The organism is Serratia sp. JSRIV001 (assembly GCF_019968745.1).
In the GTDB taxonomy this organism is placed as follows: Bacteria; Pseudomonadota; Gammaproteobacteria; order Enterobacterales; family Enterobacteriaceae; genus Chania; species Chania fonticola_B.
In genome coordinates, this window is the sequence record NZ_CP074147.1 from 3,184,937 (window position 1) to 3,203,309 (window position 18,373).

Here is an 18,373-nt window from a genome sequence, read left to right on the forward strand (position 1 = left end):
AAAAGAACTACTGGACAGAATGGATCACAAACTCTTCAATCGCCTGCTGATTACTCCAGGACTTGGTCAGTTTGACCGCCTCGGACGCCTCAAGCCATTGGTAAGCATGATGTTCGGTCAAGACCGGATCGCGCTCATCAGGTAACGCCAGACAGAACCAGTGCTCTTTATTACGCGTGGTTCCCGGCGCATAGCGGTGTCGCAAATGGACAAAGAGTTCAAATTCCACACAGCGCTGGCAATCGAACAACGGCAGACCCTCTGCTGCGATATCGATGCCAATCTCTTCCATGACTTCGCGCTGTGCGGCATGCGGCGGCGATTCGGCGTCTTCAAGGCTGCCGGTGACCGACTGCCAGAACTCCGTATCGTCACGCCGCTGTAACATCAGCACCCGGCCACTGGATTTTGCATAAATCACCACCAGAATAGACTCGGGCCGCTTGTAATTCATCACTCGCTCTCTTGTTCAGCTGAGGCTTTCTTCACTACGCTGATCGCCAGTTCCTGCAACGAAGCCGGGTTGGCGAAGCTTGGTGCATCGGTCATCAGACAGGCTGCCGCGGTGGTTTTCGGGAAAGCGATAACATCACGGATGTTCTCGGTACCGGTTACCAACATCACCAGACGATCCAGACCGAAGGCCAAACCGGCGTGCGGAGGAGTACCGTACTTCAGCGCATCCAGCAGGAAGCCAAACTTCTCACGTTGTTCTTGTTCGTTGATGCCAAGAATACCGAAGACGGTTTGCTGCATTTCACTGCGGTGAATACGCACGGAACCACCACCCACTTCATAGCCGTTCAGCACCATATCGTAGGCATTGGCGATAGCTGAGGTAGGATCTTTTTGCAGCTCTTCCGGGCTCATATCGCGCGGGGCGGTAAACGGATGGTGCATCGCCGCCAGGCCACCTTCGCCGTCCTCTTCAAACATTGGGAAATCGACCACCCACAGCGGTGCCCAGCTGTCGAGCTTGGTCAGGCCCAGATCGCGGCCGATTTTCAAGCGCAGCGCGCCCATGGCGTCGGTAACGATTTTAAAGCTGTCGGCACCGAAGAACAGAATGTCGCCGGTTTGCGCATTGGTGCGCGCCAGGATCGCTTCCAGCACTTCGGCACTGAGGAATTTGGCAATCGGGCTTTGCACGCCTTCCATACCCGCAGCACGATCGTTAACCTTCAGCCATGCCAAACCTTTGGCACCGTAGATATTCACGAAAGCGCCGTATTCGTCGATCTGCTTACGGGTCAGCTGCGCGCCACCCGGAACACAAATCGCGGCTACGCGGCCTTTGGCATCGTTCGCCGGGCCAGAAAACACTTTAAACTCAACGTCTTTAACCAGGTCGGCAACGTCCACCAGCTCCAGCGGGTTACGCAGGTCTGGCTTATCGGAACCGAAACGGCGCATCGCTTCGGCAAAGGTCATGATTGGGAATTTACCCAGATCGACGCCCTTCACGTCCAGCCACAGTTCATGCACCAGTTGCTCCATCACTTCACGCACCTGCTCGGCGCTCATGAAAGAGGTTTCCACGTCGATCTGGGTGAATTCCGGCTGGCGATCGGCGCGCAGGTCTTCGTCACGGAAACACTTGACGATCTGGTAGTAACGGTCGAAGCCAGACATCATCAGCAGCTGTTTGAACAACTGTGGAGACTGTGGCAACGCGTAGAATTTACCTTTATGTACGCGGCTTGGTACCAGATAGTCACGGGCACCTTCCGGCGTGGCTTTGGTCAGCATTGGGGTTTCGATATCCAGGAAACCGTGGCTGTCCATAAAGCGGCGCACAAAGCTGGTGATCTTGGCACGGGTTTTCAGGCGGTCGGCCATTTCCGGGCGACGCAGATCCAGGTAGCGATATTTCAGACGCGCTTCTTCGCTGTTGGTCTGATTCGAGTCTAACGGCAGCGGTTCAGAGCGGTTGATGATCTCAAGCTGATGAGCGAACACCTCAACTTCGCCAGTCGCCATATCCTTGTTGACCTGGCTTTCCGGGCGCGCACGCACGGTACCGACGATCTGGATGCAGAACTCGTTACGCAGTTCGAAGGCTTTGTCGAAGGCCACTTTCTGATCCGGATCGAAGAACACCTGCACGATGCCTTCGCGGTCACGCATATCAATAAAGATCAGGCCACCCAGATCGCGGCGGCGGTTGACCCAACCACACAAAGTGACTTCCTGGCCGACGTGGGCCAGATTCAACTGCCCGCAATATTCAGTACGCATACGCTATCCTTTTGACTTAAGCCGATTCGGCCGGAGGTTGGCAGCAGTTGCTGTTTCCGCACGGCTATTATCTGACGAATTGTTATTTATCACCCGGTTTGAAGTCTGTTGCATACCAGCCGGTGCCCTTTAACTGGAAACCGCTGGCAGAGATCAACTTGGTCAGTGCGGGCTGCCCACACGCCGGACATTGAGTCAACGGCGCGTCGGAAAATTTTTGTAGTTTCTCTAATCGATGTTGGCATGAGCCACATGCATATTCATAAATCGGCATAGATCGCTGGATTAAAGATTGGTGAAAAAAGGCGGTCATTATAAAGGAAATTCATGCGCCAGATAAGAGCGAACACGGCATTGTTGCAATGCTAAATCGCACCTAGCGGTAGCAAACAACACATCGGTTAACAAATTTCCCATTAACTGGCAGCAGTTTTATCACGTAGCCTATGTCTCCGTCGTCTTTCAAATGCCAGTAGCACAACCTTAAATCCACTTTAACCCAGAGACGCTCCCAATGTTGAAACTTGATGCCCAAACCACCGCCCTGGTCCTGATCGATCTGCAAAACGGCATTCTACCTTACGCCGCTGGTCCGCACAGTGCCAGCCAAGTCGTCACCCATGCGGCCCATCTGGCAGGGCGTTTCCGCGCGCTGAATGCCCCCGTGTTTCTGGTGCGCGTCGGCTGGTCTGATTCCTTTGCCGAAGCGCTCAAGCAACCGGTAGATAAGCCTTCACCGTCTCCGGTCGGCGGGCTGCCAGCCTCCTGGTGGGAATTCCCCGAAGCGCTGGCGGTACAAGACAGCGATGTGCTGATCACCAAACGTCAATGGGGAGCATTCTATGGCACCGACCTGGACCTGCAACTGCGCCGACGGGGTATCAAATCGGTGGTATTGGGCGGTATCGCCACCAATATTGGCGTGGAGTCTACCGCGCGCGCGGCCTGGGAACATGGCTACGAGTTGGTGATCGCCGAAGACATGTGCAGCACCTACAGCGCCGAGATGCACCAATTCGCCTTCGATAATATCTTCCCGCGTATTGCCCGTGTGCGTAGCACCAGTGAGATCCTTGCTGCGCTGTAAAAGCTCATCTAGCTGTTGATAAAGAGTAACAGGTGGAAGTCATGCAGGACGCCGACACGCCGTAAATCCGTCCATGGAGGCTCGTATCGCGCATCCCTGCGCTCAACGGTCGGCTAACCTGCATTGACCTCCACCCGCCTCAAGCTCAGGTGTTGCGGTGGTGAACGCAGTTTTAGGCACTTGAAAGCAAGGCAGGATGACGCTACCGTTGTTGCCAAAATGTAAAACAGGGAAGATGAGCGTTTGATGTATATCGGACTACCGCAATGGCAACATCCAGCATGGAACCGTATCGGCCTGCGCGATCTGGCAGACTACAGCCGCTACTTCAACTGCGTGGAAGGTAACACCACCTTCTATGCTCTGCCAAAGGCGGAAATTGTGCATCGCTGGCGCGATATGACCGGCGATGATTTCCGTTTTTGCTTTAAATTCTCGTCAGCGATCAGCCATAAAGCAGCACTGCGCGGCTGTGAGGCCGATATCAAGGCATTTTATGACTGCCTGCGCCCCCTTGAAGGGCGTATCGGACAACTGTGGCTGCAGTTGCCCGCCGCCTTTGCACCCGAGCATCTGGGTGTTCTGTGGGCATTTCTTGATGCCTTACCGCCGGAGTTCACCTACGGAGTCGAGGTCCGTCATCTGGAATTTTTCGCCAAGGGTGACGCAGAGCGCCAACTGAATCAGGGTTTGCACCAACGCGGCATTAACCGGACCATCCTCGATAGCCGCCCGCTGCACCATGCCAAACCGCACAGCCCAGCGATCCGCGATGCGCAGCAGAAAAAGCCCAAGCTGCCGGTACATGCAGTGATAACGGCTGACAACCCGTTGATCCGCTTTATCGGCGGTGACGTGCTGGCGGACAATCAGCGCTGGTTTGATTCATGGCAACAGAGGCTGCCTGACTGGGCGCAACAACATCAGCCTTATCTGTTTATTCACACGCCAGATAACAGCGATTCTCCTCAGCAGGCACAGAAAATCTGGCAAGGGCTACACGGCATAATTCCGAATTTAGCGATGCCTCCGGACTGGCCAGAGCAAGAAGCCTTGTTTTAACCTATTAATCTGATGGGTCCTATCGGATATTTCCTCGCGACAGTCGCGAGGATGGCAGTTATGATGCTCATTGCCAGATTTGGTTACGAATGGAGTTAAGAATGGTAAGCGCGCTCTATGTGGTGCTTGGCGCATTGTTGTTGATCAAACTCTCTTTTGACGTGGTCAGGTTGAGAATGCAGTACCGGGTTGCCTACGGTGACGGTGGGTTCTACGAGCTGCAAACCGCGATCCGCGTACACGGTAACGCCGTGGAGTACATCCCGATCGCCGCCATCCTGTTGGTGATCATGGAGATGAACGGTGCTGAAGTCTGGATGGTGCATCTGTGTGGTTTGCTGCTGATGGCAGGCCGGCTGGTTCACTACTACGGTTTACGTAACCGTGAAGTCCGCTGGCGCCGTTCGGGTATGGCGGCTACCTATCTTTCATTGATACTGATGGTGATAGCCAATATCGTTTATCTGCCGTGGGACATTATCTTTAGTTTACACTGATATCCCCTCTGTTCAGGCGGCCACGCCGCCTGCTTCTGCCTGCGCCGCTTTTCTGTTAGTATACGCCCCTTCGAATTCTGACCTGATTTGCCGCTATGCCAAACCGCGATACTCTTTTTTCCGCCCCGATCGCCAAACTGGGCGACTGGACCTTCGACGAGCGCGTTGCTGAAGTCTTCCCAGACATGATCCAGCGTTCCGTTCCGGGCTACTCCAATATCATTTCGATGATTGGCATGCTGGCCGAACGTTTTGTCCAGCCGCACAGCCGGGTGTATGACCTGGGGTGCTCGCTCGGCGCGGCCACGCTATCGATGCGCAGGAACATCAGCGTCGAAGGTTGTCAGATTATTGCGGTCGATAATTCCCCCGCGATGGTAGAGCGCTGCCGCCGCCATCTTGATGCTTTTCGCGCCGATACGCCCGTCGACGTCATTGAGGCGGACATTTTAGACATTACCATCGAAAATGCCTCGATGGTGGTGTTGAACTTCACCCTACAGTTTCTTGAACCGGCTGACCGGCTGCGCCTGCTCGAACAGGTTTATCGTGGGCTACGTCCGGGCGGTGCCTTGGTGCTGTCAGAGAAATTCAGCTTTGAGGATGCGGACGTCGGTGAACTGTTGTTCAACATGCACCATGATTTCAAACGCGCCAACGGCTACAGCGAATTGGAAATCAGCCAAAAGCGTAGCATGCTGGAAAACGTGATGCTGACCGATTCGGTCGAAGCGCATAAAGCGCGCCTTCGGCAAGCCGGTTTTGAACATGCAGAAGTCTGGTTCCAATGCTTCAACTTCGGCTCATTGATCGCCCTGAAATCAGGAGAAACCGCATGATCGAGTTTGGAGACTTCTACCAGCGCATCGCCAAAAGCCCGCTGAGCCACTGGCTGGATACGCTGCCGGCCCAAATCACCGCTTGGCAGCGCGAATCGCTGCATGGCAAGTTCAAGCAGTGGTTCAATTCGGTAGAGCACCTGCCTTCCCTGACGCCGACCCAGTTGGATTTATTGCATGGCGTACGTGCCGAGATGGAACAACCGCTGTCACCTGGCCAGCTCGAAGGCATTGAGAAAATGCTGCGTACGCTGATGCCGTGGCGTAAAGGGCCGTTCTCGCTTTACGGCATTGATATCGATACCGAATGGCATTCCGACTGGAAGTGGGATCGCGTGCTACCGCATATTTCCCCGCTGGCTGGCCGTACCATCCTGGATGTGGGTTGCGGCAGCGGTTACCATCTGTGGCGCATGGTCGGTGCTGGAGCACATCTGGCGGTCGGTATCGATCCAATGCAACTGTTCCTGTGCCAGTTCGAAGCGGTGCGAAAACTGCTGGGTGGCGATCAACGCGCCCATGTGTTGCCGCTGGGTATCGAACAACTGCCCGAGCTGGCCGCTTTCGACACCGTTTTCTCGATGGGCGTGCTCTATCACCGCCGTTCCCCGCTGGATCACCTGTATCAGTTGAAGAACCAGCTGGTTTCCGAGGGCGAGCTAGTGTTGGAAACGCTGGTCGTGCCAGGCGATCGCCATCAGGTATTGGTGCCGGGCGACCGCTACGCGCAGATGCGTAACGTCTACTTTATTCCGTCTGCCGAAGCGCTGAAGTGCTGGCTGGAAAAATGCGGATTTGTCGAGGTCAGCATTGCCGATATCTGCCCAACCAGCACCGAAGAACAGCGCCGCACCGACTGGATGACCAGCGAGTCACTGGCCGAGTTCCTCGATCCCCAAGATCCAACCAAAACGATTGAAGGTTACCCGGCACCGATCCGCGCCGTGCTGATCGCCAAAAAACCGTAAGCCTTAACCGACTCATTATGTAAGGGCGTAGCAATTCTACGCCCTTTTAGTTACCTTGTTATTTTCTCAAAGCCTCTAGCAGATCCTTTTCAAACACCCCGCTGGATGAACATTCGAAGGGCTTGACCTTATCGTTGCCATCGCCCGCCACCAGCCCCGCAACGCCATTGACTTGCACCATCACGTTAGTCCCTTCTCCGGCGCTAAAAATCTGCACCAGGATCCGGTAGGTAACATTCAGATTAGATGGCCCTGGCTGGTCTGAACAAGTCAGATACAGGCTGGCCAGTTCAGCGTCATTGCCCGTCGTGCCAACGATCCCCAGATGCGGGTCGACAACCTTGGCCTCTAGTCCTTTCTGCGCAAAAATTTCCTCAGTACGGGTTAACAGCTCATCCGGATTACGGTTGCCTATCAAGGTGGGCTTCGCACCAGCAGTCGACTCACCAGCGGCAGTTTCAGCCGCACTGCCGGGCTGGTTACCGGTTTTAGTTGGCCCATACACCGAGACGCAACCACTCAATGCCAATGCCAGCAAAATAATAAAATGTCTCATCACTCACCTGTAATACAGCGTTGCGCAGGCCGTTAACGACATAACAAGGCCGACAATCAGTAAATAACGCATCTCCCCCTCCTCCGTTAACGATAATAGGCCGCAACACAGCCCGATAATGAACAACAAACCAGCATTAACCACACAACATAAACTCTCATGTATCCTCCTGACCAAAAGCGGTTGAACTTGTTTAGTAACAGCACCATCAAACGGTATCGTCTACACATCAACGTGTCGCCTCCTGTCATGTGTGTCAGCGCTGGCAATACAATCGTGGGGAAATCCTATCGAGGCTCAGCGTTGAAGACTGAACGCTTTTAGTAGACTGGAAAAACTCAACAAATTCATAAGGGTGATTAATGCGAGGTGTTGACAGACTGTTGATGGCATTGCTGACCATAATGACCGGCATAGGGATTGCCGCCATATTCAATATCGGCGGCACCGTGCAAATACTCTCGGCCATTTGTCACTGGGTGGAGAGTCTGCGATAAGCGACAACAGCCGGTTACATTTTATCAACATTTAAACTTAAGGCAGTGGCTCATCGTTAACTAAAGTTAAAGTGTTGGTATCGCGCCAACACCAGAGAAGTATGAACCTGTTTGCCCTGAGCACCTCTACCCTGTTCAGGGCTTTTTTTGCGCACAAATGCAAAAAGCCCCGAATATTCGGGGCTTCAAACCAGGCTCACAACGTTGGGCCATTGCTAAACGCTCTCAGCATACGGCTCCCTACGATCTCATTCGACAGGAGTTAGCATGGCCAGCGCGTTCTTCATCGCCTCTACCGTTTCCCCGTCCACGCAGTAGTGGCTGAATTCGTCAAACTCATTGTCGGCACACATCGTGACACCCGCCTTGCGGTAACGCATGGTGGAAGGCACCGTATGCCCAGCCGAGCTATGCAACTCCTGAATACCGATATCCACAAACTTATGCATATTGCTCAAACGGACACCGGCACCGGCCATGATCACCGGACCGTTGCTGGCATGCACCAAGTCGCGTAACAGCGGTAAGCCCAACTCGGCATTCTGCTGCTGCCCAGAGGTCAGAATGCGCGCCACGCCGAGCTGCGTCAGTTGTTCCAGCGCCACCATCGGGTTTTGACACATATCGAACGCGCGATGGAAGGTCACCGCCATATTACCGCTTAATTTCATCACCTCGCGCATCCGCGCAAGATCGATATGCCCTTCATCGTCCAACATGCCGATGACCACACCGGCAAAACCCATCTCGCGGATTTGCGCCACGTCGTTCTTCATAATCTCGAAATCGACGGCGCTGTAGCAGAAATCGCCCCCGCGCGGCCGCACTATTGGATGAACGGGTATCGTTACCCGCTCCCGAGCCAGCCGCAACGATCCAAAGCTCGGCGTCAACCCGCCCTCACTCTGACTGGCACACAATTCTATGCGGTCAGCACCCGCATGCTCTGCTGTCATGGCACAGTCGACGCTATAGCAACAAACTTCCAGCTTCATTATTGTTACCCCCAGATAACGGTCAAAAATGCTACAGCAAACGTTTACCCGCCGCCCTACAGGCCACAGGATGACAATCTGATAAAAGTCTTAATGGCACAAGGTGCTAACTATGGCACTCAATTTTGATTAATGGATCGATCGCAGTCACAGTGGCGGCGTTAAGTCGGATAAATAACGCGAACGCATCATTTTTCTCCCTGACACCCCATTCGAAATCGGCAACAAACGACACGCTACGGTTTCACCCGTTCACTGGCCACGATGTCACGAATATGATGCGGATGGAATTTGATGGTGACATTGCCATCGCTGATCGCCAAGGTCGGATTGGCCAGGCGTTCGCCCTCACCTTTAGGTGAGCTCTGCTTGAGTTTGATGCCAGGTAGCAGCAAGGCTTCGTCCGCCAGATGTTCCAGGGCGCGGGCATACAGGGTAGCGGGATCGCCGCTTAGCACCAGCTCTACATGTTCCCATCCTTCATGCGGATAGCGCTTCTCACCGGGGTATGGCAGCTCGATACAGTCAATCTGCCAAGGGCCAACCTTCAACGGCTCATGGAGATCAAACAGGCAAATCGGCCTGCCGTTGATCATCGTTTCCGAAAGTAGCGATCCGCATTGCAGTAACCCTTGCCGCCAACGATCGGCGGTGCTGTTCTGATGGCAACGCAGCGAGATATGGTCTGCGCTGAATGTTGCCAGCTCAAGATGGAGCCGTTGTGCAAACTGCTCCAGAGCCAGTTCAAAGCGAGGTAAATCCAGCGTCAGGTCGTTAAGTTCGGCGATCGATGACAAGGTAGTCATAAGTTTCTCAGGTTCTCCAGGATCTTTGGCAGGCCAATAATCTACACGTCGAATCGCCTAGAGGCTATGGATCAGAGAATAAAAACCTAGAGGATAAAGATAATGTTGCATTTGGTGCGCAACGACCTATTTAAGACCGAACTATCCTTCATGAGGAAAGAAACAATCAAGAATCTTCTTATATCGCACTCCATTAATTCGCATCAAAACCATTAAGAATGACTAATGTTTAATCGTTTTAGTTTCCACAAGGCCAATCGCTGACAATGAAACTGACACCTCAGCCAGAGTAAAATTTAACACTATGTTTTTATTCAAAAAAAAATAATAATGATGCGAGAAATCCTAAACAGAGGCATTACAATTGATTAGGTGGCGTTAATAAGTTAGGTTAGGAGAGCATTTGATTTTGGATAAATAAACATGACCCTGTTAGGTATATCCCTTGTTTTAATAGCCATTGCTGGCTACGCGATTTATCGCCATTTCAAAACTCGCCAGAATAGTGTGTTACGTTCTGGCCGAGGCAATAAAAAGCGTTAAAGCGTCCATTAATCCGCTCCCATGAAACCAATGACAGCGGACGATTTGATTCACCTACTTACCTTTTTGGTCTTCACTTTTCCCTATCTTTCACCATGCCAGCCCGCGTCAACTACTGACGCGGTGCCGTCAATCGGGTACAATTGCAGGCTGTTTTGTGGTTGAGCGTCGCCTGCGATACGTGGCGTCGTCCCTGCTGGATTGCAAGTTGTGCGTCAAGGCGTTTTGCAAACCAATAGAGTAAAACCACCTTTTGATCCGGAGGGCGTACTGCACGGCCCTCGTTTGTCATTTAAGGTAACCCGGTGAATATTCAGGCTCTTCTATCAGATAAAGTCAGCCAGGCGCTGATTGCCGCAGGTGCGCCTGCCGATTGCGAAGCTCAGGTTCGTCAGTCCGCGAAAGCACAGTTTGGTGACTACCAAGCCAACGGCGTGATGTCCGTTGCCAAAACTCTTGGTATGCCGCCACGACAACTGGCAGAGAAAGTAGTCCAACTGCTTGACCTGGGTGACATCAGCAGCAAAGTGGAAATCGCCGGCCCAGGCTTTATCAATATCTTCCTGAACAGCGAATGGGTTGCCCGCCAGGCCGATGCCACCCTGGGCGCAGAGAAGCTGGGCATTGCCCCCGTTAAGCCGCAAACCATCGTGATCGACTATTCTGCGCCCAACGTGGCGAAAGAAATGCATGTGGGTCACCTGCGCTCCACCATTATTGGCGATGCCGCTGCCCGTACTCAGGAATTCCTGGGCCATAAAGTGATACGCGCCAACCATGTGGGCGACTGGGGTACCCAGTTCGGCATGCTGATCGCCTACCTGGAAAAGATGCAAAACGAGCATGCCAGCGATATGGGGCTGTCGGATCTGGAGCAATTTTACCGCGAAGCCAAGAAAAACTACGACGAAGACGAAGATTTCGCTCTGCGCGCCCGTGGTTACGTGGTCAAACTGCAAGGCGGCGACCAATACTGTCTGAAGATGTGGCGCAAGCTGGTGGATATCACCATGGCGCAGAACCAACTGACCTATAACCGTCTGAATGTCACCCTGACCGAAGATGACGTGATGGGCGAAAGCCTGTACAACGCCATGCTGCCGGGCATCGTTGCCGATCTCAAGGCGAAGGGGTTGGCGGTAGAAAGCGAAGGCGCTACCGTGGTGTTCCTGGACGAGTATAAAAATAAAGACGGCGATCCGATGGGTGTCATCATCCAGAAGAAAGATGGCGGTTACCTGTATACCACTACCGATATCGCCTGCGCCAAATACCGTTTCGAGACCCTGGGTGCCGATCGTGTTCTCTATTACATCGACTCGCGCCAGCATCAGCATCTGATGCAAGCCTGGACTATCGTGCGCAAAGCAGGTTACGTGCCAGACTCCGTCTCGCTGGAACACCACATGTTCGGCATGATGCTGGGTAAAGACGGCAAACCGTTCAAAACCCGTTCAGGCGGCACCATCAAACTTTCCGATTTGCTGGATGAAGCCGTTGAACGCGCCAGCAAACTGATTGCCGAGAAGAACCCGGACATGCCTGCCGATGAAATGCAGAACGTGGCTAATGCGGTCGGCATCGGTGCGGTGAAATATGCCGATCTGTCGAAAAGCCGCACCACGGACTACATCTTCGATTGGGATAACATGCTGACCTTCGAGGGCAACACTGCGCCGTATATGCAGTATGCCTATACCCGCGTTGCCTCGGTGTTCAAGCGTGCTGGCGTGGATGAAAGCAACCTGACGCTACCGTTGGTGATGACCGAAGAGCGTGAAGTCGCGCTGGCAACTCGCCTGCTACAGTTCGAAGAAACCCTTACCGTGGTCGCCCGTGAAGGTACACCGCACGTGATGTGTACCTATCTGTACGATCTGGCGGGGCTGTTCTCTGGCTTCTACGAGCATTGCCAGATCCTCAACGCCGAAAGCGAAGAGGCACGTCAGAGCCGCCTGAAGCTGGCCCTGCTGACCGCCAAGACGTTGAAAACCGGCTTGGATACGCTCGGGATCGAAACCGTCGAACGTATGTAATCCATTCGATAGCCGTAAAAAAGGTCGCGTTAGCGACCTTTTTTATCTGATGATTAGCGGTGGGGTATCAGTCTACCCGCCGAGCGAAGTCTCGAGGACGGAACCCGAGGATCCCCAACACCGCGAAGTAGGCAACAATCCCCGCAGCCACCACGACCGACAGACGCAGTAAGCGAGCCAGCATATTGCCCTGATCCCATTCCGGCATCAGCCACATCACGCCAAGCAGTACCGCAGCCATCACCAGCACGGCGACCACCAGCTTGAACAGGAACATCGCCCAGCCGGGCTGCGGTTGGAAAATATCCTGCTTGCGCAGTTGCCAATACAGCAGCGAAGCATTCAGACAGGCCCCCAGACCAATCGACAGCGAAAGCCCAGCATGCTTCAGTGGGCCAATAAATATCAGGTTCATCACCTGGGTCAGGATCAGCGTAATGATGGCAATCTTCACCGGGGTTTTGATGTCCTGGCGCGAGTAGAAACCCGGTGCCAGCACTTTCACCACGATCAGGCCCATCAAGCCAACCGAGTAGGCCACCAGCGCACGCTGGGTCATCGCCGCATCAAAGGCGGAGAACTTGCCGTACTGGAACAACGAGACGGTAAGCGGCTTGGCCAGGATGCCCAACGCGATGGCACTCGGTAAAGCCAGCACAAAGCACAGACGCAGGCCCCAGTCCATCAGGCGGTTATATTGTTCATGATTACCGCTGGAAAAACTCTTCGCCAAGGACGGCAGCAGGATGGTGCCCAATGCTACGCCCAGCACCCCGGACGGGAACTCCATCAGGCGGTCGGCATAATACATCCACGACACCGAGCCGGAGACCAGGAAAGAGGCAAAGATAGTGTTGATGATCAGCGAAATCTGGCTGACCGAAACCCCCAGGATTGCGGGCCCCATCTGACGCATCACGCGCCATACGCCCGCGTCATTTAGCTTCAGGCGTGGCAATACCAGCATGCCAATTTTCTTGAGGTGCGGTAATTGATACCCCAGTTGCAGCACGCCCCCCACTACCACCGCCCAGGCCAAAGCCAGCACCGGTGGATTGAAGTACGGCGCGGCAAACAACGCAAAGCCGATCATACTGACGTTCAACAACGTTGGCGCAAAGGCCGGAATGGAGAAACGGTTCCAGGTATTGAGGATCGCCCCCACCAGCGAGGCCAGCGAAATCAACAGGATATAAGGGAAGGTGATACGCAACAGCGACGAGGTCAGGGCAAACTTATCCGGCGTATCGGTAAACCCCGGAGCCGTAATAAAGATCACCCAGGGCGCGGCCAGCATGCCAAGCACGGTCACTACCGCCAGCACCAGCGTCAACAGGCCGGAAACGTAGGCAACAAAGGTGCGCGTTGCCTCTTCACCCTGCTGGCTTTTGTATTCCGCCAGGATCGGCACAAACGCCTGGGAGAAAGCCCCTTCCGCAAAGATGCGGCGTAAAAGGTTTGGCAGCTTGAACGCCACAAAGAAAGCATCCGTAGCCATCCCTGCCCCAAAAACGCGTGCCACGATGGCATCACGCGCAAAGCCCAGCACCCGTGAAAACATGGTCATCGAGCTAACGGCTGCCAGTGATTTAAGTAGATTCATGTGGTTTTTCTGATGAGTACGACGGGTAAATATCAACGCCTGCGTCGGCAGGCGTCAGTTGAGTGGCGTTAGTCTACGGCTCCACGCCATTAATAGCTACCGCCATATGTTACATGGGGTTAACTGGCATCACGCAGCATTTTCTCGATCAATCGCTGGGCGTAAATGGCCTGTTCTCCGGCAGTTTCCGGAGCGGTCTGGTTGCTGATGGACTGAATAAAATGGTGAACTGCACCGGCAAAACCTCGTTGTTCCAGCGTGGTTTGCCAGCCTGGGGCTGGTTTCTCGAGCACGCCTTGCGGGTCTTCCCGCAGCCATTGTCGCATATCGTTCAGTTGATAGACCGCACCGTTGGTGACTGCCTGCACGCTCTCCCGTTGGCTGCCAGCACGCCGGTGCATACTGGTCGTAACGATGGTGTCACCGCAGGCAAAGTGGTGTTCCGCGTAAAGCATCTCGCCCGCTTCGTTTGCGCGCAACTGGCCACTCTGCAAGCTGGCGCTACCGCCGCCTAACCACAGCGCGGTATCCACCACGTGCAGATAATCATCCAGCAGGGTGAATCGCAGGTCATTTGGCCCGACGCTATCGGCGCGGTGTTTGTCCATGCGGATCGAGGCCGGTAGCTGCATTTGCTGTTTCAACTGGCGATACAGCGGCGCAAAACGGCGGTTGAAACCCACCATCAATGCTACGCCCTGCTTTGCGGCCAGTTCGATCAGCTGTTCGCCCTGCTCCAACGTTTCCGCCAGTGGTTTATCCACATAGACGTGTACGCCCTGCGCTAACAGTTCACCCACTACCTGAAAATGGCTGGCAGTGCTGCTGTGTACGAACACCGCATCACACTGTTGCGCCAGGCTATCAAGGCGAGAGAAATAGGGCATACGATAGCTGTCGCATACCGGCTGGGCTTTTTGCTGATTCGGTGAAAAGCCGCCAACAAGCTGCCAGTCCACCGCTTGAGAAAGAATGGGCAAGTAAGCCTTTTGCGCGATACCGCCTAAACCCACTACTCCGATACGTAGTTTACTCATGTGAACCCCGCGCCAGTAGCTGCTGCACCTGCTGTTTCAATTCGGCAACTTCTGCCTCCAAACGCACCACCCGTTCAGTCAATTCACCAGCATTAGCCTCCTCAACTTCAGCCGGAGCCGCATCGATCTGGCCGCTGAACAGGTGCATAAACCGGCTCTCTCGCTTGCCTGGCTCACGCGGCAAACGTACCACGAACGGCCCATCCTCACGCGTCGTCAACTGTTGCAACACTTCTTCCACTTCGCTGACGTCGTTGAATTCATGCATCCGGTTGGTGCGGGTGCGCAGTTCACCCGGCGTCTGCGCGCCGCGTAATAACAGGGTCGCAATCACCGCCACTTCGGCCGGTGACAGTTTCAGTTGGCCGAACTCGGAGTTGCAAAAACGCTGCTCATACTTCACTACCCGATTACCAAAACCACTTAAGGTACGCAGGAAGTGCCTTCTTAACAGTAAATCAAGCTGCTGCTGAACTTCGCTTTCCGACAGGTCCATCACCGGCTCGCGGTTGGTTTTTTGATTGCAGGCCAGCGTTATGGCATTGAGGGAAAGCGGATATTGGTCAGGGGTGGTCACCTGCTTTTCCATCATGCAGCCAATCACTCGGGCTTCTTTGGCATTTAATTCATATTTCATTGGTACGGCCTCAGCGTGGTGGTTGCCACTCTTTATTGGTCAATGCGGTGAGTACATGATCCTGCCACTGTCCGTCGATCAGCAGGTAATCCTTGGCATAGCCTTCGCGTTCAAAACCGAGCCGGGTCAGCAACGCTCCGCTGCGTTGGTTATGCGGCATATAGTTGGCCATAATGCGATGCATCCGCTGTTGGCGCTGCATATAACGGATGGCCGTTTGCAACGCTTCGTACATCAGCCCCTGCCCCTGCCACTTCTCACCCAGGGAATACCCCAGGAAGCAGGCATGGAACGATCCACGCAGCACATTGCTGAAGTTGGCGACGCCGCACACATGGAGTTCTTCCGGATCGAGCAGGATAAAATAGTAGGCACTGCCCTGCTTTTGCATTTCCGTGATCATACCCAGGCGAGCTTGCCAGCCGGAAGGGTAACAGTGGCTATCATCGCGCACCGGCTCCCAGGGCTTCAGGAACGCCCGGTTTTCGGCATAGTATTCGGCCAGACGATAGGCATCACGTTCGTGAACTAAACGGACAACCAGCCGGTCGGTGGTAAGGCGTATTTTCGGTGATGCAGAGCGATAGCCAAACATCATTTCCCCCGCGGTCTGAACGGTTCGATAAGAAGTATTGATTGGGTCAACGTCTACGGGCCCAGGCGTTATCTCGCATGACTCATGGCAGACTATCGGCGTAAAACCGCGTATTCCCCCGGTAATATAACCGTAGCCCGCCCGGCAGGTAAGCCCCTGAGCGCTCAGTAAATCGCCAGTTAGCCGTTTTGCCCAGTTTTAAGTGTAGTTTTGCCACTCAGGTAACGTATTGACGATTAAAAAATATTATCTATCTCCCCCCTATCAGCCATCATGTATTGGGTAGAGAATAACCGGGTAGTCTTTCTCTCCTTTTAACTGCTCGTGGTGAAGCATGTCTCTGGTATCGCAAGCTCGGAGCTTGGGTAAGTATTTTTTATTGTTCGATAACCTGTTGGTGGTTTTAGGCTTTTTCGTCGTCTTCCCACTTATTTCTATTCGCTTTGTCGATCAACTTGGCTGGGCGGCCGTGGTCGTGGGGCTGGCTCTGGGATTACGCCAGCTCATTCAGCAGGGATTGGGGATCTTTGGCGGGGCAATTGCCGACCGTTTTGGCGCCAAACCGATGATCGTCACCGGTATGCTGCTGCGCGCTGCGGGCTTTGCCACCATGGCGATGGCCGATCAACCCTGGATACTGTGGTTTTCCTGCGCGCTGTCCGCTATTGGCGGCACCCTGTTCGATCCGCCCCGTACCGCGCTGGTGATCAAGCTGACCCGCCCACATGAGCGCAGCCGTTTCTATTCGCTGCTGATGATGCAAGACAGCGCCGGTGCCGTGATCGGTGCGTTAATCGGCAGTTGGCTGCTGCAGTACGATTTTCATTTCGTCTGCTGGGTGGGCGCGGGTATTTTCGTACTGGCCGCCGGTTGGAATGCCTGGCTGTTACCCAACTACCGGATCTCTACCATACGCGCACCAATGAAAGATGGCATGATGCGCGTGCTGCGCGATCGCCGCTTCCTGACCTATGTGTTGACGTTGACCGGCTATTACATGTTATCGGTACAGGTAATGTTGATGCTGCCAATCGTGGTCAACGAAATCGCCGGTTCGCCGGCGGCGGTCAAATGGATGTACGCCATAGAAGCTGCGCTATCGCTTTCATTGCTATACCCGCTGGCACGTTGGAGCGAAAAACACTTCCGGTTGGAACAACGCCTGATGGCCGGCTTGCTGCTGATGACCCTCAGCCTATTGCCTGTCGGCTTTGCCACCAGCCTGCAAGCGGTGTTTACTCTGATCTGCTGCTTCTATCTGGGATCGATCATCGCCGAACCGGCGCGTGAGACCTTGAGCGCCTCGCTGGCCGACTCACGGGCACGCGGCAGCTACATGGGCTTTAGCCGCCTGGGGTTGGCACTCGGCGGCGCATTGGGTTATACCGGCGGTGGCTGGATGTATGACACTGGCAATGCGATGGGCATGCCGGAGTTGCCCTGGTTCCTGCTGGGGCTGGTGGGCTTTATCACGCTGTTTGCCTTGTACTGGCAATTTAATCCGCGTACTGCGGCCCCCGCAATCCTCCGTGGTGGCTGATTTTTGCCCGGGCGCATCCCTTGCGCCCAGTCTCTGGCGACCTAATCTGCCAAAGTTGCTATCCTGATAGTACAAAAAACGGCGCAGAAAGGCTTATGATGGAGCATCATCCCACAGCAACCTGCGCAGCGGCCCAGACTGGCTGCTAAACCCGACAACAGGAGCAAGCATGAAACTGTTTATTTACGATCACTGCCCGTTCTGCGTAAAGGCCCGCATGATATTCGGCCTCAAGGATTTGCCGGTGCGTTTGGTGACCCTGCTAAGCGATGACGAAATCACCCCCACCAGCATGATCGGCAAGAAAATGGCGCCTATCCTGCAAAAAGACGACGGTAGCTATCTGCCCGAAAGCATGGATATCGTGCATTACGTCGATAACCTGGACGGAAAACCGCTACTGACGGGGAAAACCAATCCGGCCATCGCCGCGTGGTTGCAACACACTGCCACCTACGTCAACAAACTGCTGTTACCGCGCTTTGCCAATGCCGATTTCGAAGAGTTCGCCACTGACAACGCACGCCGCTATTTCAGCGACAAAAAACAGGCTGCCAGCGGTGATTTTGCCGTGTTACTGGCCGACAGTGCCGACCTGATCGCCCAGCTGGAAGAGGATCTGGCCACGCTCTCTCCGCTGATCCAGTCTTCGGAAGCGGTCAACGGCACTCTCAGTGAAGATGATATCCATCTGTTCCCGCTGTTACGCTCACTGTCGATCGTGGCCGGTGTCGCCCTGCCGGACAACGTGGAGGCTTACCGCAACCGCATGGCGCAGCGCGTTGATATTCCGTTGCTGTTCGATATGGAGCAATGATCCGCAACGGCGATAAGGGA

At 54.3% G+C, this 18,373-nt stretch carries 18 protein-coding genes; 8 read left to right on the plus strand and 10 right to left on the minus strand.

Annotated elements, in window-relative coordinates; translation table 11 throughout:
* Positions 1–7 precede the first annotated feature (7 nt).
* The 3 genes from nudB to KGP17_RS14575 form a co-directional block, all read right to left on the minus strand.
* Entirely contained in the window at positions 8–454 is a 447-nt protein-coding gene (gene nudB / locus KGP17_RS14565) for a dihydroneopterin triphosphate diphosphatase (RefSeq protein WP_021181144.1), read from the minus strand.
* A complete protein-coding gene (gene aspS / locus KGP17_RS14570) occupies positions 454–2,238 on the minus strand; it encodes an aspartate--tRNA ligase (protein ID WP_021806659.1) in 1,785 nt (594 codons plus the stop codon). The genes nudB and aspS overlap by 1 nt, the downstream gene beginning before the upstream one ends.
* Positions 2,239–2,320: 82 nt before the next feature.
* Entirely contained in the window at positions 2,321–2,551 is a 231-nt protein-coding gene (locus KGP17_RS14575; protein ID WP_021181142.1) for an FmdB family zinc ribbon protein, read from the minus strand.
* 201 nt (positions 2,552–2,752) lie between these two features.
* On the opposite strand from KGP17_RS14575, the gene KGP17_RS14580 reads away from it, so the two are divergent.
* The 5 genes from KGP17_RS14580 to cmoB all read left to right on the plus strand — a co-directional run bounded on the left by KGP17_RS14580 (position 2,753) and on the right by cmoB (position 6,691).
* Positions 2,753–3,325: a hydrolase gene (locus KGP17_RS14580; protein ID WP_094981361.1), complete on the plus strand. Its 573-nt coding sequence runs from the start codon at positions 2,753–2,755 to the stop codon at positions 3,323–3,325.
* A gap of 246 nt (positions 3,326–3,571) precedes the next feature.
* Complete coding sequence (locus tag KGP17_RS14585; RefSeq protein WP_223497796.1) at positions 3,572–4,387, plus strand: DUF72 domain-containing protein; 816 nt, start codon at positions 3,572–3,574, stop codon at positions 4,385–4,387.
* Between the two features lie 101 nt (positions 4,388–4,488).
* Positions 4,489–4,884, plus strand: a complete 396-nt coding sequence (locus tag KGP17_RS14590) for an MAPEG family protein (protein ID WP_021806663.1) — start codon at positions 4,489–4,491, stop codon at positions 4,882–4,884.
* 95 nt (positions 4,885–4,979) lie between these two features.
* A complete protein-coding gene (gene cmoA / locus KGP17_RS14595; protein ID WP_021806664.1) occupies positions 4,980–5,723 on the plus strand; it encodes a carboxy-S-adenosyl-L-methionine synthase CmoA in 744 nt (247 codons plus the stop codon).
* Positions 5,720–6,691 (plus strand): tRNA 5-methoxyuridine(34)/uridine 5-oxyacetic acid(34) synthase CmoB, encoded by a 972-nt coding sequence (cmoB, locus tag KGP17_RS14600; RefSeq protein ID WP_209523614.1) that lies wholly within the window; start codon positions 5,720–5,722, stop codon positions 6,689–6,691. The genes cmoA and cmoB overlap by 4 nt, the downstream gene beginning before the upstream one ends.
* Positions 6,692–6,749: 58 nt before the next feature.
* On the opposite strand, the gene KGP17_RS14605 is transcribed toward cmoB, so the two are convergent.
* The 3 genes from KGP17_RS14605 to KGP17_RS14615 all read right to left on the minus strand — a co-directional run bounded on the left by KGP17_RS14605 (position 6,750) and on the right by KGP17_RS14615 (position 9,545).
* Positions 6,750–7,247: a hypothetical protein gene (locus KGP17_RS14605; protein WP_179253855.1), complete on the minus strand. Its 498-nt coding sequence runs from the start codon at positions 7,245–7,247 to the stop codon at positions 6,750–6,752.
* Positions 7,248–7,992: 745 nt separating this feature from the next.
* Positions 7,993–8,742 (minus strand): copper homeostasis protein CutC, encoded by a 750-nt coding sequence (cutC, locus tag KGP17_RS14610; protein WP_037376006.1) that lies wholly within the window; start codon positions 8,740–8,742, stop codon positions 7,993–7,995.
* A 233-nt stretch (positions 8,743–8,975) separates the two neighbouring features.
* Positions 8,976–9,545 carry a VOC family protein gene (locus KGP17_RS14615; RefSeq protein ID WP_223497797.1) on the minus strand — a complete coding sequence of 190 codons (570 nt, stop codon included), beginning with the start codon at positions 9,543–9,545 and terminating at the stop codon, positions 8,976–8,978.
* Between the two features lie 848 nt (positions 9,546–10,393).
* On the opposite strand from KGP17_RS14615, the gene argS reads away from it, so the two are divergent.
* A complete protein-coding gene (argS, locus tag KGP17_RS14620) occupies positions 10,394–12,124 on the plus strand; it encodes an arginine--tRNA ligase (protein ID WP_059200999.1) in 1,731 nt (576 codons plus the stop codon).
* Positions 12,125–12,191: 67 nt separating this feature from the next.
* Here argS and murJ read toward each other — a convergent pair whose 3' ends face one another.
* From murJ to rimJ, 4 genes are all read right to left on the minus strand, one after another.
* Positions 12,192–13,727 (minus strand): murein biosynthesis integral membrane protein MurJ, encoded by a 1,536-nt coding sequence (murJ, locus tag KGP17_RS14625; protein WP_037376007.1) that lies wholly within the window; start codon positions 13,725–13,727, stop codon positions 12,192–12,194.
* Between the two features lie 119 nt (positions 13,728–13,846).
* Positions 13,847–14,764: a Gfo/Idh/MocA family protein gene (locus KGP17_RS14630; RefSeq protein ID WP_059201002.1), complete on the minus strand. Its 918-nt coding sequence runs from the start codon at positions 14,762–14,764 to the stop codon at positions 13,847–13,849.
* Entirely contained in the window at positions 14,757–15,401 is a 645-nt protein-coding gene (locus tag KGP17_RS14635) for a YceH family protein (RefSeq protein ID WP_059201003.1), read from the minus strand. The genes KGP17_RS14630 and KGP17_RS14635 overlap by 8 nt, the downstream gene beginning before the upstream one ends.
* Positions 15,402–15,411: 10 nt before the next feature.
* Complete coding sequence (gene rimJ / locus KGP17_RS14640; RefSeq protein WP_021181129.1) at positions 15,412–15,996, minus strand: ribosomal protein S5-alanine N-acetyltransferase; 585 nt, start codon at positions 15,994–15,996, stop codon at positions 15,412–15,414.
* 334 nt (positions 15,997–16,330) lie between these two features.
* On the opposite strand from rimJ, the gene mdtH reads away from it, so the two are divergent.
* Together mdtH and grxB are read left to right on the plus strand one after the other, a co-directional pair.
* Positions 16,331–17,536 (plus strand): multidrug efflux MFS transporter MdtH, encoded by a 1,206-nt coding sequence (gene mdtH, locus KGP17_RS14645; protein ID WP_021806673.1) that lies wholly within the window; start codon positions 16,331–16,333, stop codon positions 17,534–17,536.
* Between the two features lie 169 nt (positions 17,537–17,705).
* Complete coding sequence (gene grxB / locus KGP17_RS14650) at positions 17,706–18,353, plus strand: glutaredoxin 2 (protein WP_021806674.1); 648 nt, start codon at positions 17,706–17,708, stop codon at positions 18,351–18,353.
* Positions 18,354–18,373: the final 20 nt, after the last annotated feature.

Coding starts and splice junctions, on each gene's coding strand:
- aspS (WP_021806659.1), bottom strand. CDS start 2,238: ATGCGTACTGAATATTGCGGGCAGTTGAATCTGGCCCACGTCGGCCAG.
- KGP17_RS14630 (WP_059201002.1), bottom strand. CDS start 14,764: ATGAGTAAACTACGTATCGGAGTAGTGGGTTTAGGCGGTATCGCGCAA.
- KGP17_RS14575 (WP_021181142.1), bottom strand. CDS start 2,551: ATGACCGCCTTTTTTCACCAATCTTTAATCCAGCGATCTATGCCGATT.
- KGP17_RS14580 (WP_094981361.1), top strand. CDS start 2,753: ATGTTGAAACTTGATGCCCAAACCACCGCCCTGGTCCTGATCGATCTG.
- grxB (WP_021806674.1), top strand. CDS start 17,706: ATGAAACTGTTTATTTACGATCACTGCCCGTTCTGCGTAAAGGCCCGC.
- KGP17_RS14585 (WP_223497796.1), top strand. CDS start 3,572: ATGTATATCGGACTACCGCAATGGCAACATCCAGCATGGAACCGTATC.
- murJ (WP_037376007.1), bottom strand. CDS start 13,727: ATGAATCTACTTAAATCACTGGCAGCCGTTAGCTCGATGACCATGTTT.
- cmoB (WP_209523614.1), top strand. CDS start 5,720: ATGATCGAGTTTGGAGACTTCTACCAGCGCATCGCCAAAAGCCCGCTG.
- KGP17_RS14615 (WP_223497797.1), bottom strand. CDS start 9,545: ATGACTACCTTGTCATCGATCGCCGAACTTAACGACCTGACGCTGGAT.
- KGP17_RS14605 (WP_179253855.1), bottom strand. CDS start 7,247: ATGAGACATTTTATTATTTTGCTGGCATTGGCATTGAGTGGTTGCGTC.
- rimJ (WP_021181129.1), bottom strand. CDS start 15,996: ATGTTTGGCTATCGCTCTGCATCACCGAAAATACGCCTTACCACCGAC.
- nudB (WP_021181144.1), bottom strand. CDS start 454: ATGAATTACAAGCGGCCCGAGTCTATTCTGGTGGTGATTTATGCAAAA.
- KGP17_RS14635 (WP_059201003.1), bottom strand. CDS start 15,401: ATGAAATATGAATTAAATGCCAAAGAAGCCCGAGTGATTGGCTGCATG.
- mdtH (WP_021806673.1), top strand. CDS start 16,331: ATGTCTCTGGTATCGCAAGCTCGGAGCTTGGGTAAGTATTTTTTATTG.
- cmoA (WP_021806664.1), top strand. CDS start 4,980: ATGCCAAACCGCGATACTCTTTTTTCCGCCCCGATCGCCAAACTGGGC.
- KGP17_RS14590 (WP_021806663.1), top strand. CDS start 4,489: ATGGTAAGCGCGCTCTATGTGGTGCTTGGCGCATTGTTGTTGATCAAA.